This is a genomic window from Winogradskyella vincentii, assembly GCF_020166345.1.
In the GTDB taxonomy this organism is placed as follows: domain Bacteria; phylum Bacteroidota; class Bacteroidia; order Flavobacteriales; family Flavobacteriaceae; genus Winogradskyella; species Winogradskyella vincentii.
Window position 1 is genome coordinate 540,101 of sequence record NZ_JAIUJS010000002.1, and the last position, 16,563, is coordinate 556,663.

The 16,563-nt window shown below is 34.0% G+C and carries 12 protein-coding genes and 1 tRNA gene; 9 read left to right on the forward strand and 4 right to left on the reverse strand.

Features of this window, described 5'->3' with window-relative positions:
• The 4 genes from LBV24_RS05595 to LBV24_RS05610 all read left to right on the forward strand — a co-directional run bounded on the left by LBV24_RS05595 (nt 1) and on the right by LBV24_RS05610 (nt 4,857).
• Complete coding sequence (locus LBV24_RS05595) at nt 1-690, forward strand: copper homeostasis protein CutC (protein ID WP_224477604.1); 690 nt, start codon at nt 1-3, stop codon at nt 688-690.
• Nucleotides 680-3,178 (forward strand): glycoside hydrolase family 2 protein, encoded by a 2,499-nt coding sequence (locus LBV24_RS05600; protein WP_224477605.1) that lies wholly within the window; start codon nt 680-682, stop codon nt 3,176-3,178. Before LBV24_RS05595 ends, LBV24_RS05600 begins: the two co-directional genes overlap by 11 nt.
• Before the next feature lie 30 nt (nt 3,179-3,208).
• On the forward strand, nt 3,209-4,453 hold the full coding sequence (locus tag LBV24_RS05605; RefSeq protein ID WP_224477606.1) for a metallophosphoesterase: 1,245 nt from the start codon (nt 3,209-3,211) through the stop codon (nt 4,451-4,453).
• A 107-nt stretch (nt 4,454-4,560) separates the two neighbouring features.
• A complete protein-coding gene (locus LBV24_RS05610; RefSeq protein WP_114300311.1) occupies nt 4,561-4,857 on the forward strand; it encodes a thioredoxin family protein in 297 nt (98 codons plus the stop codon).
• Here LBV24_RS05610 and LBV24_RS05615 read toward each other — a convergent pair.
• Nucleotides 4,854-5,495, reverse strand: coding sequence for a polysaccharide deacetylase family protein (locus tag LBV24_RS05615; RefSeq protein WP_224477607.1), 642 nt, complete (start codon nt 5,493-5,495; stop codon nt 4,854-4,856). The two genes, LBV24_RS05610 and LBV24_RS05615, sit on opposite strands and share 4 nt — an antisense overlap.
• A gap of 3 nt (nt 5,496-5,498) precedes the next feature.
• Entirely contained in the window at nt 5,499-8,900 is a 3,402-nt protein-coding gene (locus tag LBV24_RS05620; RefSeq protein WP_224477608.1) for a glycosyltransferase family 117 protein, read from the reverse strand.
• A 155-nt stretch (nt 8,901-9,055) separates the two neighbouring features.
• Here LBV24_RS05620 and LBV24_RS05625 point away from each other — a divergent pair.
• Nucleotides 9,056-9,128: transfer RNA gene (locus LBV24_RS05625), tRNA-Gln, on the forward strand.
• Between the two features lie 52 nt (nt 9,129-9,180).
• Here LBV24_RS05625 and LBV24_RS05630 read toward each other — a convergent pair.
• Nucleotides 9,181-10,005, reverse strand: coding sequence for a universal stress protein (locus LBV24_RS05630; protein WP_224477609.1), 825 nt, complete (start codon nt 10,003-10,005; stop codon nt 9,181-9,183).
• A 150-nt stretch (nt 10,006-10,155) separates the two neighbouring features.
• On the opposite strand from LBV24_RS05630, the gene rimP reads away from it, so the two are divergent.
• The 3 genes from rimP to infB all read left to right on the forward strand — a co-directional run bounded on the left by rimP (nt 10,156) and on the right by infB (nt 14,611).
• The gene (gene rimP / locus LBV24_RS05635; RefSeq protein WP_224477610.1) at nt 10,156-10,620 is read left to right on the forward strand and encodes a ribosome assembly cofactor RimP; all 465 of its coding nucleotides are present in this window, start codon (nt 10,156-10,158) and stop codon (nt 10,618-10,620) included.
• A gap of 11 nt (nt 10,621-10,631) precedes the next feature.
• Nucleotides 10,632-11,864 carry a transcription termination factor NusA gene (nusA, locus tag LBV24_RS05640; protein WP_224477611.1) on the forward strand — a complete coding sequence of 411 codons (1,233 nt, stop codon included), beginning with the start codon at nt 10,632-10,634 and terminating at the stop codon, nt 11,862-11,864.
• Nucleotides 11,865-11,935: 71 nt separating this feature from the next.
• Nucleotides 11,936-14,611 (forward strand): translation initiation factor IF-2, encoded by a 2,676-nt coding sequence (infB, locus tag LBV24_RS05645; protein ID WP_224477612.1) that lies wholly within the window; start codon nt 11,936-11,938, stop codon nt 14,609-14,611.
• A 56-nt stretch (nt 14,612-14,667) separates the two neighbouring features.
• Here infB and LBV24_RS05650 read toward each other — a convergent pair whose 3' ends face one another.
• The gene (locus tag LBV24_RS05650) at nt 14,668-15,048 is read right to left on the reverse strand and encodes an SPOR domain-containing protein (protein WP_224477613.1); all 381 of its coding nucleotides are present in this window, start codon (nt 15,046-15,048) and stop codon (nt 14,668-14,670) included.
• 210 nt (nt 15,049-15,258) lie between these two features.
• Between LBV24_RS05650 and LBV24_RS05655 the strand changes: the two genes are divergently transcribed.
• On the forward strand, nt 15,259-16,545 hold the full coding sequence (locus LBV24_RS05655; protein ID WP_224477614.1) for a c-type cytochrome: 1,287 nt from the start codon (nt 15,259-15,261) through the stop codon (nt 16,543-16,545).
• Nucleotides 16,546-16,563: the final 18 nt, after the last annotated feature.

Genomic DNA, 16,563 nt, shown 5'->3' on the forward strand with positions numbered 1-16,563 from the left:
ATGCTACTAGAAATTTGCACTAATTCATATCAATCAGCAAAAAACGCCCAAGATTCTGGTGCTCATCGTATTGAGTTATGTCAAGAGTTAGCAGTCGGTGGCATAACACCCTCATATGGTTTGATAAAACAAGTAATTACAGAATTAGACATAGCAACCCATGTTTTGATTCGCCCACGATCTGGAAATTTTGTGTATTCAAAAGCTGAATTCAAAATCATGAAACAGGATATAGAAATCTGTAAAAAATTAGAAGTAAATGGCATAGTATCTGGGATTTTGAACGAGAATGGTACCATTGATGTAGTCAGGACCAATGAGTTATTAGAATTGGCAAGACCAATGACATTTACATTTCACCGAGCTTTTGATGAGGTTGTGAATCCTTATAATTCACTAGAACAATTAATTGATTTAGGCGTAGAACGCGTTTTATCCTCAGGGCAAAAAATGACTGCTATTGAAGGTATAGAACTTTTGAAAAAAACGAAAAATATATCAAATGGCAGAATAATTATTATGCCAGGAAGTGGAATCAATGCTACAAATGCTAAACAATTTAAAATGGAAGGGTTTAAAGAAATTCATGCTTCTGCGTCCATGGGTCTTCCTATAAAAACATCTTTGTTTTCAGGAGAGCAAACCGTATCAGATGGAAAAAAAATTAAAGACATTTTAGATGCGTTATAGTCTCTTATTGTTAATAGTAATTGTATATAGTTGTGGGACAAAACATGATGTTCCCAATACTATTGAGCTAAATAATAATTGGCAATTTAAACAAGTTAAGGACTCGGTTTGGTTGGGTGCTACAGTACCTGGTAATGTCTTTTCTGATTTGTTAGATAATGACCTCATTGAAGATCCTTTTATTGGTGATAATGAGAAGAATGTACAATGGGTTTCTGAAAAAGATTGGGAATATAAAACAACCTTTAGTTTAGATGAAGAATCACTTAAAAGAAAACATTTTACACTTAATTTTGAGGGTCTAGATACTTACGCAAGTGTCTATTTAAATGATAGCTTAATTCTAAAAGCTAACAACTCCTTTAGATTTTGGAATATCGATGTCAAATCGCTTTTAAAAACGCAAAATGAGTTACGAATTCTATTTGAATCTACCTCTAAATACGAGAATATTGAGAAGGCTAAATTATCTTACGAGTTGCCTGCAGGTGATCGCATATTTACAAGAAAGGCTCAGTTTCAGTATGGTTGGGATTGGGGGCCAATTCTCAACACTTGTGGTATTTGGAAACCTATTAAACTGGTAAGTTGGAATGATTATAAAATTGATGAACTGTATTCTAAGAACCTTATAATAAATGATTCAGTTGCCAAATTTGATTTGTTTCTGAAATCAAAACAAAAACTAGAGAATAACTATCAAGTATTAATTTATTTAAATGACTCTGTTATTAGAGAGAAAAAAGTTAATAAGAAAGTCAATCGTTTAAAGGAAACTATAATTATAAAAAACCCTAAACTGTGGTGGCCACATAATTTAGGGGATCCTTATTTATACAAAGTCAAAGTTGTCGTTAAAGATGGTAATAAAGTATTAGATAGTTCTTCAACTAAATATGGTATTCGAGATATTAAATTAGTTGCGGAAAAAGATAGTATAGGTCAGTCTTTTCATTTTAAAGTAAACGGCCAACCGGTTTATGCCAAAGGTGCTAATTATATTCCACAACATAGTTTTCAGAATAAGGTTACTAAAGCGAATTATGAGAAATTATTGAATGATGTAGTAACCTCAAATATGAATATGCTTCGTGTTTGGGGTGGAGGTATTTACGAAGATGATTTGTTTTATGAAAAATGTGACGAAAAAGGTATTCTGGTTTGGCAAGATTTTATGTTCGCTTGTGCCATGTATCCGGGTGATGATGCTTTTTTGGAAAACGTAAAAATTGAAGCTGAACAACAAGTGAAGCGTTTACGAAATCATGCTTCAATAGCAATGTGGTGCGGTAATAATGAAAATTCAGAAGCGTGGCATCGTTGGGGCTGGCAAGAAGGCCGAAGTGAAGCCGAAAAAGATGAAATCTGGACCAATTATTTAAATGTCTTTGATTCAATTTTACCAAAAGCTGTATCAAAATTTTCGGATATAGATTATTGGGAATCTTCCCCAAAATATGGGCGAGGCAACCCTAAATATAAAACAGAAGGAGACGCTCACGACTGGTGGATATGGCATGATGCATATCCATTTGAACATTTAGAAGATAATGTGCCACGATTTATGAGCGAGTTTGGGTTTCAGTCATTTCCGAGTTTGGAGGCTATTCGTTATATAAATCAAAGCGATACGATCTCTATTGATTCAGATGAATTTTTGAATCATCAAAAACACCCAAGAGGATTTCAACTTATAGAAGAATACATGAAGCGCGATTTTCCTGTACCGGAAAATCCTGAGGATTACGTATATATGAGTCAGTTATTACAAGCAAAAGGAATGTCCATGGGAGTAAAAGCGCAACGTAGGGCAAAACCTTACAATATGGGAACTTTGTATTGGCAACTCAATGATTGTTGGCCAGTAGTCTCTTGGAGCAGTATAGATTACTTTGGAAATTGGAAGGCGATGCAATACAAGATAGCACAGGCATATGAAGATGTAATTATTTCATCTCATATTGAAAATGATACGCTGAATGTGTATTTAGTTAATGACAATTTAGATTCTATTGAAGATAAGTTATGGGTATCTATCAAGGACTTTAGTGATAACGTATTATGGAAAGATTCCAAACCAATAACAGTTAAAGCCAATTCAAGCGATATAAAGTATCAACTCCCTTTATCACAGATTAATTTCCCCAAAGATGAGATTTATTTTGACGCTAGATTCGACACATTTGATGAGCACTTTTTCTTTGTAAAGCCAAAAGAATTAAAACTAAGACAAGGTGATTTTGAAACCCAATTTGTAAAAATGGTTAATGGTATTAAAGTTATTATTTCATCGGACACGTATCAAAAAGATGTCCTTTTGTCTACAAAATATAAGGGTTGGTTCCATGAGAACTTTTTTGACTTATATCCTGGGCAACGTAGGTGGATATATTTTTTATCTGATGATTCAAGACTAAAAGAAATACAAACCATTGATGATCTTAAAATAACAAGCTTTAACAATTTCATAAGACAAGTGAAAAAGTAGATGCTTAATTTTGAGGATTAAATTTTTACTATGATTCGTTGGATAATTTTTGTGGCTATTATTGGAATAGCTGATTACTATGCATTTCAATCATTAAAAACAGTTACAAAAAGTAATTGGTGGTATGCCATTTATTGGATTTTTACTATTGTAGTAATCGGGAATTTTATTTTTCAGTTTTATGGTTTTAATCGTAGTAGCGGTTTTTCTCAATCTAATGCCTTGGCTGTTGGTTTTTTAATTGCACTGGTGGTCCCAAAGCTTATTTTAATTACAGTTATGTTTACTGAAGATGTATTTAGAGTACCACAGGGAATCTATAGTTATTTTATGCAAGATGACAGTGCTAGTGGAAACCAAATTAAGCACTTTCCTTCACGAAGAAGATTCATTAGCCAGATTGGACTTGGTTTGGCAACAATACCATTTGCTTCAATTTTATATGGCATGTACAAAGGGAAGTATAATTTTAAAGTTTTAAAATACACCTTGCATTTTGAAGATTTACCAAAAGCATTTGATGGATATAGATTAACACAAATCAGTGATATACATTCTGGTAGTTTCGATAATATTAACAAGGTAGAATATGCTATTGATTTAATCAACGAACAACAAAGTGATGTCATATTATTTACTGGAGATATGGTAAATAACAAGGCAGAAGAAATGGCACCATATACAGATATATTTAAAAAGTTAAATGCAAAAGATGGACTATATTCCATTTTAGGAAATCACGATTATGGCGACTATGTGCGATGGGATTCTGGTGAAGAGAAAAAGCAAAATCTAGAGAATTTAAAAGCTATTCAAAAAGAAATTGGATTTGATTTATTACTAAATGAAAATAGATTTATTGAAAAAGAAGGTGAGCGAATAGCACTTGTTGGTGTTGAAAATTGGGGCAAGGGCGGATTTAAAAAAGCTGGCGACCTTAAAAAAGCATCAAGTAATATAAACAAAGAAGATTTTAAAATATTACTTAGTCACGACCCTAGTCATTGGGAAGAACAAGTAATTAATGATGACTACCATTATCATTTAACCTTAAGTGGTCATACACATGGTATGCAGTTTGGAATTGAGATTCCAGGATGGTTTAAGTGGAGTCCTGTAAAATGGCGTTATAAATATTGGGCAGGTATTTATAAAGAACTTGGTCAATATATAAATGTAAACCGAGGGTTTGGATATTTAGCATTTCCAGGACGTGTTGGGATATGGCCAGAAATAACTGTTATAGAGCTTAAAAAAGGTCAAAAAGAGGCATAATTGCAAACAATTGTTTATTTTTATTGTAGCTCATAAAATACATGCCTAGAATTTCTTTAAGAATTTTATGTAGGTTTGTATAACTCGTTTGACTAAAACTATATCTTATGTCAAAATTTGGAGAATTAATAGATGTCGAAATTCCGGTTCTATTAGACTTCTACACTGAATGGAATGAAGAATCCATAGCCATGCATCCTATCCTAAGAGATGTGGCAGCTGCACTTGGTGATAAAGCTAAAGTGATAAAAATAGATGTAGATAAAAATAAAGAGCTAGCCGAGGCGTTACGTGTAAAAGGCCTACCCACACTTATTATTTATAAAAACGGTGAAATGAAATGGCGTCATAGCGGTGAACAAGACGCTAATTCACTTATTGAAATCATTCAGGAATATATTTAAGGAAGCGCTTTAAAAACAAATCCTTCGTCTGTGTAATATTTTAATAGTTTAGGTAATACGGCTTTTAAATTTTTTGAAGCCTTAATACTGTCATGCATTACAATTATACTACCCTCTTTAGCCGAAGAGATGATATTGTTTAAACAATCCTCTTCATTAACTGTTTTATCCCAATCATAAGATAAAACGTCCCACATAATTATTTTATAGCCTAAGGCTTGTAGTTTTTTACTTTGTTTTGATTTGAACTTGCCATAAGGTGGTCTGAAGAATTTTGTACCGTCATTTGATTTCAGAGAATTCATTATTTGATCGGTCTGCTGTACATCATCAATGTAATTTTTTGTTTTGTGTTTCCAGCCTTTTAAATGGTTATATGTATGATTACCAACGGCGTGACCATTTGCGATAATTTTTAAAAATAATTGAGGATTTTTTTCAATATTATTACCAATACAAAAAAAAGTCCCTTTTGCATTATATTGAGATAACAAATCTAACACCCAATCTGTAATTATTGGTGTCGGTCCATCGTCAAAGGTGAGGTAAAGTTCCTTTTTATCAGTAGAAATATTCCAGACCAAATTGGGAAATAGCGATTTAACAAATCCCGGAGTTTTGGCTGGTATAATTTGCATAATTTATTCTTCTTCAGGAGTAATTGTTGTATCGCTATCCTCAAGCAAATCATTAATGTCTAAATCAGTCCTTGGTTCAGTATCTTGGAGTGCCGGACCTAATAATGCGTCAAACAATCTCAAATAGCCATTGAATTTTTTGGTTTCCTCAAGCGCAAATTCTTGGTCATAGACAACTAAAACATCTACCATTGCTCTATAACGTTGAATGTCTGTATAGATCTCTTCGATGTACTTTTCTTGATTCTCTAATGACAAACCACTTAGGAAGATTAAATTCTCCTGAAATTTTCTAGCAACATCATTGAATAATTTTCTACCCTTTTCGTCATTTCCAATTTCGTAATATGCACTAATGTAGGGCTCCAATAGTGAGTAGAATCCAAATTTATCTATAGGCATTTTTTCCATTGCCAAATCGGCCATTTCTTCGGCCTTTTCTAATTCACCATCATTAATTAATTGTTCTAATAATCTAGCGATATTACCTCTATACGTGATGCCATTGCGTCTTGTTTCAATATCATGATAAATATCTTCACCACTTCCGCCCCATTTCCAATTCTTAACTTTTTCATACATTAATTCGGCATCTACCCGTCCCATATCATATGGGTTGGCCTTGTCTACAGGAGTGCGTATAGGTACAAGTTTATAGCACATGCCATCCAATTGCAAATAGTCTTTTAACCAAATATAATCTTCATCACCAAATGCACCTCCAGTAAAATAAATTGGTCGTTCCCAATTATTGTTTGCTATGATATCTAGCATTAATAATCGATTTTTATAAATATATCCACCACCAATTCTAGTATATAAATTGTCTACAATTTTGTCTGCATCTTTCGCTTTAACCACACCATTTTTTAGTACCTCTTCCTTATTAACCGGAATACTGATGTTTCTTGTTGGAAAGTAATTAGAATTAAGAAGATGTTTCGGGTATTGTCTTGGGTCTTCACCCATATTTTCAATCACAAACTTAAGTTTTGTATTTGGTTTTTCGCTAGATACAAACTCCATAAACCTTTTTATATCAAGAGTATCTTTAGCGATTCGCTCACTAATTTCTCTATAAATAATTACATCTCTGGTTCCAGCTCGATACTGTTCATGAGTAAGTTGTGAAGGTATAGGATCACTTTCATATGCCTTTCGTTTCATCTGGTCAATGTACCAGTCTGTTTGGAATAAACTTGTATTAACTACCCTTACATCTGTACGAACACCTTCAATCTCTTGAAGATACCATAAAGGGAAAGAATCATTATCGCCAATGGTGAATAGTATGGAATTAGGCGCACAAGACTCTAAATACTTTCTAGCCATTGCATTGGCAGTATATTTTCCAGATCTGTCATGATCGTCCCAATTGTTTGCCAGAAGTATTCCAGGTACAATAATTAGGCAAACTAGAGTAATAGCAGGTGCTAATAATTTAGTTTTAACATTGTCCTTTAATAAATCATACAATGAGTATACACCAAACCCTATCCATATAGCAAAAACATAAAACGAACCGACGACGGAGTAGTCTCGTTCACGAGGTTCAAAAGGTCTTACATTAGTATAAAATTGTATAGCTATCCCAGTTAGTAGAAAGAATACCAACAATACCCAAAATCTATTTTTATCTGTATTAAGAAGGAAAAAGAAACCAATCAGTCCTAACAAAAATGGCAGGAAATAATATGTGTTTCTTGCTTTGTTTTCTAAAACATCAGTTGGTAAGTTATCCTGTGACATACCCAAATGGAATTCGTCGATGAATTTTATACCAGAAATCCAATTACCATTGAAGTCATCAAATTTACCTTGAATGTCGTTCTGTCTACCTGTGAAATTCCACATAAAATATCTCCAGTACATGTATCCAAATTGATATTGAAACATATAAGCCAGGTTGTCAATAAAGGATGGTTTTTCTACAATTAGATAGCGTTGAGCGTAAGACCTTAAGAACTTATCATATCCTTCATAATCTATCTCTCCTTGGGCAACACGCATTCTAAAATCGCTAACAATTTGATCCACTCTTCGTTTTTCTTGTAGAGCATATTGACTTGATTGTTCTTCTGGTATACCAGCATTCATCGCCTCATTATATGCGCGTGTTTGAATTGTAGGGTCGACCTTAAAATCTATTAATCCCGTGAACATCATATAATTCTCTGCATGTTCTGCACTCCACATTCTTGGTAGAATGGAAGCGTGGTCATGATTGTAGTTTTGTTTACTTTTTTCCCAATCGTTTATGATGATATATTCACCTTTTTCCTCATCTCGTTCATAATTTTTCTTATCGTCTACAAACGGTTCATCTTCATCTTGACCTGAGTAAATTTCAGTGAATTGAGGCCCATAAAAAAGATGGGTCTCAGGATATTGTTCAAGATTGTAATATGCTAGTAGTTCTCTAGCATCCGATGGATCATTCTCATTTATAATAACATTGGCGTTAGCTCTTATTGGAAGCATCATCCAAGATGAAAAACCAATGAATATAAACATCAAACAAAGCACCAATGTATTGGCATGAATCATACCTTTTTTCCGAGTATAGTTTAGACCATAATAGAATAACCCAATTACTAAAAGACCTGTAATAATTGTTCCGGAATTAAATGGCAAACCAATTGAGTTTACAAAGAAAACCTCGAGGTAACCAAAAAGCTTCAAGGTAGATGGTAAAAGGAGTTTAAATATAAAGAGTAGAATTGCAGCAGAAATAATATTTGCCAGAATAAAGTTCTTAACAGTAATGGTCTTGTAATTTTTAAAATAATAGATAAGACCAATGGCTGGAATAGTCAATAATCCCATAAAGTGAACACCAAATGACAATCCAATTACAAAGGCAATTAAAATTAGCCAGCGATTACCTCTAGGCTTGTGCATATCCTGTTCCCAGCGCAAAGCCAAGTAAAACATTACAGCCATTATTAAGGTTGCCATTGCATATACTTCTGTTTCTACAGCATTAAACCAAAATGAATCTGTAAACGTAAATGCTAAGCTCCCAACTAATGCACTACCTAAAATTGCCATACCCTTACTATGGCTAGAGTCTCTTTTGTAGTTTACGAGTTTAACAAGAAGAATGCTTATGGTCCAAAACATAAAAAGTATTGTAAAGGCACTTGCCACTGCACTCATCATATTTAATAGCATTCCAATCTGAGAAGGTTCTAGGGCAAATGTTGAGAAGAATGCGCCCATCATCTGAAATAGAGGTGCGCCTGGTGGGTGGCCAACTTGTAACTTAGATGATGTTAATATATATTCACCTGCATCCCAAAAACTAACTGTAGGTTCTATAGTTAGCGCATAAACTACAAAGGCAATAGCAAATACAAGCCAACCTAATATTGTGTTCCACTTTTTAAAGCTAAAATCTCCCATGAAAAATCCGTCCTTTATGATGCTGGCGAATTTACTAATAATTACAATACAGCATAAGTTTTTAAGTTAACGTTAAGTAATTTAAATTATTTTTTTAGTTTTTTTTTGCCTAAGAAAATCTTTGTTATAAATTTGCATCCTCAATTTTGAGAGATTGGCCTATGGTGTAACTGGCAACACGTCTGGTTTTGGTCCAGAAGAGTCTAGGTTCGAGCCCTAGTAGGCCAACAAAAAATCCTAATCGTATAGATTAGGATTTTTTGTTTTATGGAATTGAGTTTTAAATTCTGAATGTAATGACTGGTCTCTTGGCATGATTTACTAAATCTTCACTTATACTGCCGTTAAAGAAATGTGCAATACCTTGTCTGCCATGCGTGCTTATACCAATTAAATCTGCATTAATTTCTTTTGAAAAATTTAATATTCCTTGCTCAACACTTATGTCGTTATATACATTTGTAGTGTAATTGTCAAATGTCTGTCCGGATATAAAGTCGTGAATTCGGTTGTTGGCTTCTGAGGTAGTCAAAAAATTACTTGCTGTGTTAACCAATAATAAATGAATTTTGGCATTTATAGACTCAGCAAATTTAACAGCTTGTTTATAGGTTTCTTTATTGTCATTTTTAAAATCTGATGCGAATACAAAATCAGATATTTTAAAGGACTCATGTTCGTTTTTAATAACAAGAACTGGGACTTCAGACGTTCTAACCACTTTTTCAGCATTAGAACCAACAAACATTTCCTTGATGCCAGTGGCACCATGAGAACCCATTATAATTATGTCAATATCAAATTCCTTACAGGCTTCCTTTATTTCATTGAATGTGATATCAGCCTTTACAGTTTCGTGTACTGTGATACCCTTTAAAAAATCACTTGCCATAAGATCGTCGAATTTTTTATGAGCCAATTTCATAAAAAATAAAACCTCCGGAACATCACTCTGGGCATTTATGGGATCTATTTGTTGCATGGGGATTTCCATCATGTGAAGTAAATAGATTTCAGCATCATGAGATTTGGCTAGCATGGCTGCAACCTTTAATGCATTTTCGGCTTGTTCAGAAAAATCTGTTGGGACTAGTATTCTATTCATAGTTATTGATATTATGTTAGCCTTATAAATTTAAGAAAATAATTCCACTTGCATAACCTTTGAAAAATCTATAAATATTGTATATTTGCAGTGTTGTTTAAGAAATGAATAAGCGAGAGGACGAAAAGTCCTCTCTTTTTATATCAAGAAATGTTTAAGGAAACTGTAAGAAATTTATTAGATAATGCTCTAAATGAGCGAAATGATTTGTTTCTAATTGATTTTGAAATACTTCCAGACAACACTATAAGAGTAGTTTTAGATGGTGATAATGGAGTTCTTGTAGAAGACTGCATTTTTGTGAGTAGGGCAATTGAACATAACTTAGACAGAGAAGAGCAAGATTTTTCATTAGAGGTTACGTCTTCAGGTGCAACTTCGCCATTAGTTCTGCCTAGGCAGTACAAAAGGCATGTCGGCAGAAATTTAGAAGTCAAAACAAACGATGGTGAAAAATTAGAAGGAGAATTGACAGAAGTTAATGATGAGAGTGTTTTATTAAAATGGAAAACAAGAGAACCAAAGCCTGTCGGTAAGGGTAAAATAACAGTAACAAAAGAAGCTAATATTTCTTTTGAGGATATAAAAGAAGCAAAAGTTAAAATAAAATTTTAATCAATTCAATTATGGAAAATGTAGCGTTGATAGAATCATTTTCGGAATTTAAGGATGATAAGTTAATTGATAGAGTGACGCTAATGGCGATTCTAGAAGATGTGTTGCGTAATGCTTTAAAGAAAAAGTATGGCGATGATGATAACTTTGATATAATTATCAATCCTGATAAAGGGGATTTGGAAATATGGAGAAACCGTATTGTTGTTGCAGATGGAGAAGTAGAAGAACCAAACCAAGAGATTGCACTATCTGAGGCTCAAAAAATTGAACCAGATTTTGAAGTTGGGGAAGATGTTGCTGAAGAAGTAAAACTGGTTGATTTGGGTAGACGTTCAATTTTAGCTTTGAGACAAAACCTTATATCTAAAATACACGAACACGATAACACAAATATCTACAAGCAATTTAAGGAATTAGAAGGAGAGATTTACACTGCAGAAGTGCACCATATACGTCATAGAGCAATAATACTTTTAGATGATGAGGGTAATGAAATAATATTACCTAAGGATAGACAAATACCATCTGATTTCTTTAGAAAAGGTGAAAATGTTAGAGGTATTATTGAAAGTGTGGAATTAAAAGGAAGCAAACCTGCAATTATTATGTCTAGGACTTCTCCTGTGTTTTTAGAAAAATTATTCGAACAGGAGATACCAGAAGTTTTTGATGGTTTAATTACAGTTAAGAAGGTTGTTCGCATACCTGGTGAAAAAGCTAAGGTTGCAGTTGATTCATATGATGATAGAATTGACCCTGTTGGAGCTTGTGTTGGTATGAAAGGTTCTAGAATTCATGGTATTGTAAGAGAGTTAGGAAATGAGAATATTGATGTGATTAATTACACTAATAATATTCAATTATTTGTTACGAGAGCTCTTAGTCCGGCAAGAGTAACTTCTTTAAAGTTAGATGAAGAAACCATGAGGGCAGAAGTTCTTCTTAAACCAGAGGAGGTTTCTAAGGCAATTGGTAGAGGCGGACATAATATTAGATTAGCTGGTCAACTTACGGGTTACGAGATCGATGTGTTTAGAGAAGGCGCTGAAGAAGATGTTGAACTCTCTGAGTTTAGTGACGAAATCGATGGATGGATAATAGATGAATTTAGCAAGGCTGGTTTGGACACCGCAAAAAGTGTTTTAGAGCAAGATGTTGAAGATTTAGTAAAACGAACTGATTTAGAAGAAGAAACAATTATAGAAGTCATCAAAATTCTGAAAGAAGAGTTTGAGGATTAATACCAATTCAACCCTAACATTTTTTAGTTGAATTGCTATAAAACAATTTTAAGTTATATTACAGGCAATTTATGGCTCAAATTAGAATAAATAAAGTATTAAGGGAATTAAACATCTCACTAGATCGTGCTGTTGATTTTTTAGAATCTAAGGGTATTGAGATAGAGAAAAGTCCTAATACAAAAATTTCACAAGAGGTTTATGATACGCTGTCAGATGAATTCCAGACGGATGCAACTAAGCGTGAGAAAGCCCAAGAAGTAAGTGAAGCAAAACTTAAGGAAAAGGAGAAACTTCGTGAAGAGCGTGAACGCGAGATTGAGGAGAAGCAAAAGCAAGATGAGACAGTAAAGGAAACCGTTGTTAAGGCTAAAGCAGATTTAAGTGGTCCTAAAAAAGTTGGTAAAATAGATCTAGATAAAACAGCTGAGAAAAAAGAGGAAGAAAAACCTAAGGTTAAAGCAGAGCCTGTTGCTGAAAAACCTAAAACCAAGGCTAAGGCTGAAAAATCTAAAGAAACTGAGAAGGTAGCAGAGAAAAAACCTGCTAAGAAGGAGGTTGCGGAAAAGCCAGTAGAAGAACCAGTAGAAGAAAAATTAAAAACGCAATATAAGAAGCTATCAGGCCCGACCTCAACAGGTAAAAAAATAGATTTATCTCAATTTAATAAGCCTAAAAAGAAGAAAGAGGAGAAGAAACCTGAATCTAAGGATAGTAGTAGTAAACGAAAAAGACGTAGAATAAGTAAAGGTGGCGCAGATAGTGGTAGACCAAATTACGATAATAGAAGAGGACAAAAAGGAAGAGGAAGCTCTAGACCAAAAGTTGTTAAGGAGGAACCAAGTGAAGAGGAAGTTCAAAAACAAATCCGCGAAACCTTAGAAAAACTTCAAGGAAAGTCTAATAAGGGTAAAGGAGCGAAATACCGTAGAGAAAAAAGAGATCAACACAGAGAGCAATCCGAAAAAGAATTGCAAGCTGAAGCTGCTGAAAGTAAAATTCTTAAAGTAACAGAATTTGTAACTGTAAGTGAGGTAGCAACAATGATGGATGTTGGTGTAACTGAAGTAATATCTGCATGTATGTCACTTGGTATGATGGTGACAATGAATCAAAGACTTGATGCAGAAACATTATCAATTGTGGCTGAAGAGTTTGGTTATGAGGTTGAGTTTGTAACTGCAGATATTGAAGAAGCAATTGAGGAAGCTCAGGATAATCCAGAGGATTTAGAACCAAGAGCGCCAATTGTTACGGTTATGGGACATGTTGATCATGGTAAGACTTCATTACTAGATTACATACGTGAAGAAAATGTAATTGCAGGTGAATCAGGTGGTATTACGCAACATATAGGTGCATATGGAGTAGAGCTGTCAAATGGTCAAAAAATCGCATTTCTTGATACTCCAGGTCACGAAGCTTTTACGGCTATGCGTGCACGTGGAGCTCAAGTAACGGATATAGCAATTATAGTTGTGGCAGCAGATGATGCGATTATGCCTCAAACAAAAGAGGCAATTTCACATGCGCAAGCTGCAGGTGTACCAATTGTTTTTGCAATCAATAAAATAGATAAGCCAGACGCTAATCCAGAAAAGGTAAAAGAAGGTTTGGCCAACATGAATTTATTAGTAGAGGATTGGGGAGGAAAGATTCAATCTCATGATATTTCAGCAAAATTTGGTACAGGTGTAAAAGAATTACTTGAAAAAGTATTACTTGAAGCAGAACTTTTAGAATTAAAAGCAAATCCAAATAAGCCAGCTAACGGTACCGTTGTTGAAGCTTATTTAGATAAAGGTAGAGGTTATGTTTCTACAATTTTAGTTCAAGCAGGTACATTAAAAGTAGGAGATTATGTATTAGCCGGTAAAAATAGCGGAAAGGTTAAGGCAATGCATGATGAACGTGGTAATCAAGTTAAGGAAGCTGGTCCGTCGACTCCAGTTTCTATATTAGGATTAGATGGTGCGCCACAAGCAGGTGATAAGTTTAATGTATTTGAAGATGAGCGTGAAGCTAAGCAAATAGCAACAAAACGTACTCAGTTACAAAGAGAACAATCTGTTAGAACGCAACGTCACATTACATTAGATGAGATCGGTAGACGTATTGCTTTAGGAGATTTCCAAGAATTGAATATAATCCTTAAGGGAGATGTTGATGGTTCTGTTGAAGCATTAACAGATTCTTTCCAGAAACTTTCAACTGAAGAAATTCAAGTAAATATTATACATAAAGGTGTAGGTGCAATCACTGAGAGCGATGTGCTTTTGGCTTCAGCATCTGATGCAGTTATTGTAGGATTTAATGTAAGACCAGTTGGTAACGCTAGAATGATTGCAGATAAGGAAGAAATTGATATCAGAACATATTCAATTATTTATGATGCAATCAATGATCTTAAAGATGCAATGGAAGGAATGTTGTCTCCAGAGCTTAAAGAAGAGATTACTGGTACAGCTGAAATTAGAGAAACATTTAAAATTTCTAAAATCGGAACCATTGCAGGTTGTATGGTAACTAATGGTAAAGTCTTTAGAAATTCTGGAATCCGATTAATTAGAGATGGTGTTGTTGTGCACACGGGTGAATTAACATCATTAAAACGATTTAAGGATGACGTTAAAGAAGTATCTAAGGGATACGATTGTGGTATGCAAGTTAAGGGTTACAATGATATCAAGGAAGGTGATGTAATTGAAGCATTCCAAGAGGTTGAGGTTAAAAAGAAACTCAAATAATATACTTTAATAGAAATAAAAAAAGGCAATCAATTTGATTGCCTTTTTTTATGCTTTTATTTTCCAGATTTGGGTTGAAATATTATGGCATTCATATATTTCTTTTTAATTCTAATTAAGGCTCTATCTGCTTCAAGTCTTGTTGTAAAATTACCAACCCATACTTTATAGTTGGGTGTATTCCAGTGTATTTCTACAGGCCAATCTCCAAATGCATTTAAGAAATTAGATTTTTCTTTTTGCGCTCTATCAGGATCTACACTCTGAAAAACCTGAATTTTAAAGGTCTTGTTGGTTTTTATATCTTTTTTATATTCTAGTAGTTTTTCAATGTCTTTATCTTGGTCTATTGTGACTTCACCTTGTTGCGCATTAACTGCAAACGAAGCTAAAACTAAAATGAAGAATGTACTTATTGTATTGATTTTTAATCTCATAATTGTCTATTTAGGTGCAAAGGTATAATATTGAACGAATTTGATTTTAAAAACTTATTTAGAATAATTATAAATTATATATTAACAGTTCTCTAAGATTTCTAAAATCGACTTTATATCTTACTTTTGCGAGAGTTTTTGCAAACATGATTTTTATCATATTTATAGAAAAAATCATACCAAAGTTTAGAAGATAATTCAACTTAAAATATGAAACACGTTATCTACCGTAATTTAACCTCAAGGATTCTTAGTCTTGGTTTTATAATATTACTTACGGTTTCAACTTCACTAAGCGCCCAAGAAGGGGATGTAGCTAAAGGAAAATCTTTATTCAACGCCAATTGTGCTGCTTGTCATAAATTAAACAAGCCAATGACAGGTCCTGCATTAGCAAATGTTGAGCAGCGATTAATAGAGGAAGAAGGATTAGACAGAGAATGGATTAATAATTGGATTCGTAATAGCTCGGCTTTGATTAAATCTGGTGATGCTTATGCTAACAAGATTTATAATGAGTGGAATCAAGTGGCAATGAATGCATTTCCACAATTAAGTGATCAAGATATCACGGATATTTTAGCCTATACGGCTGCTCCACCACCAGCTCCTGTTGTAGTTGACGCAGGTGCAGATGCTGTGGTTCAAGAGCCAGGTATTTCAAACGATCTTATTTTAGGTGCATTAGCTGTGTTATTTGCCCTATTGGCATTGGCACTTGTTTTAGTAAAACGAACATTAAATCGTTTTGCTGAAGCAAAAGGAATAGACACCGTCATTGAAGAGAAGCGCACACCAATATGGAAGGCCTTCATCCAAAATCAATTCTTGGTTTTAGTAACTGCAATATTCTTTTTATTAGCAAGTGGATATTTTGTGTACGGTTATTTTATGCAAGTAGGTATAGATCAAGGTTATGAACCAGTGCAACCAATTCATTATTCGCATAGGATACATGCTGGTGATAATGCAATTGATTGTAAGTATTGTCATTCTTCTGCAAGAGTAAGTAAGCATTCAGGTATACCTTCTTTAAATATTTGTATGAACTGTCATAAGGCAATCGGTGAGGTAGCGGCAGAAACACAGCAAGAAGGCCTTAAAGAATATGGTGTAGATTACAATGCTGAAATCCAAAAGTTATATGAAGCAGTCGGATGGGATGGAACTGGATACACTGGTGAAACGCAACCAGTAAAATGGATTCGTATTCACAACTTACCAGATTTTGCATATTTCAATCACTCTCAGCACGTTTCGGTTGCAGGCCTTGAGTGTCAAACATGTCACGGTCCTGTTGAAGAAATGGAAATTATGTATCAGCATTCTCCATTAACAATGGGATGGTGTATCAATTGTCACAGAGAAACAAATGTGAAGGTTAAGGATAATGGATATTACACTAAAATACACGAACAACTTTCCAAGAAATATGGTGTTGAGCAACTAACAGCTGCTCAAATGGGAGGTTTAGAATGTGGTAAGTGTCATTATTAATATAAAGAAATTAAGAAG

Coding starts and splice junctions, on each gene's coding strand:
- LBV24_RS05595 (WP_224477604.1), top strand. CDS start 1: ATGCTACTAGAAATTTGCACTAATTCATATCAATCAGCAAAAAACGCC.
- LBV24_RS05600 (WP_224477605.1), top strand. CDS start 680: ATGCGTTATAGTCTCTTATTGTTAATAGTAATTGTATATAGTTGTGGG.
- LBV24_RS05605 (WP_224477606.1), top strand. CDS start 3,209: ATGATTCGTTGGATAATTTTTGTGGCTATTATTGGAATAGCTGATTAC.
- LBV24_RS05610 (WP_114300311.1), top strand. CDS start 4,561: ATGTCAAAATTTGGAGAATTAATAGATGTCGAAATTCCGGTTCTATTA.
- LBV24_RS05615 (WP_224477607.1), bottom strand. CDS start 5,495: ATGCAAATTATACCAGCCAAAACTCCGGGATTTGTTAAATCGCTATTT.
- LBV24_RS05620 (WP_224477608.1), bottom strand. CDS start 8,900: ATGGGAGATTTTAGCTTTAAAAAGTGGAACACAATATTAGGTTGGCTT.
- LBV24_RS05630 (WP_224477609.1), bottom strand. CDS start 10,005: ATGAATAGAATACTAGTCCCAACAGATTTTTCTGAACAAGCCGAAAAT.
- rimP (WP_224477610.1), top strand. CDS start 10,156: ATGTTTAAGGAAACTGTAAGAAATTTATTAGATAATGCTCTAAATGAG.
- nusA (WP_224477611.1), top strand. CDS start 10,632: ATGGAAAATGTAGCGTTGATAGAATCATTTTCGGAATTTAAGGATGAT.
- infB (WP_224477612.1), top strand. CDS start 11,936: ATGGCTCAAATTAGAATAAATAAAGTATTAAGGGAATTAAACATCTCA.
- LBV24_RS05650 (WP_224477613.1), bottom strand. CDS start 15,048: ATGAGATTAAAAATCAATACAATAAGTACATTCTTCATTTTAGTTTTA.
- LBV24_RS05655 (WP_224477614.1), top strand. CDS start 15,259: ATGAAACACGTTATCTACCGTAATTTAACCTCAAGGATTCTTAGTCTT.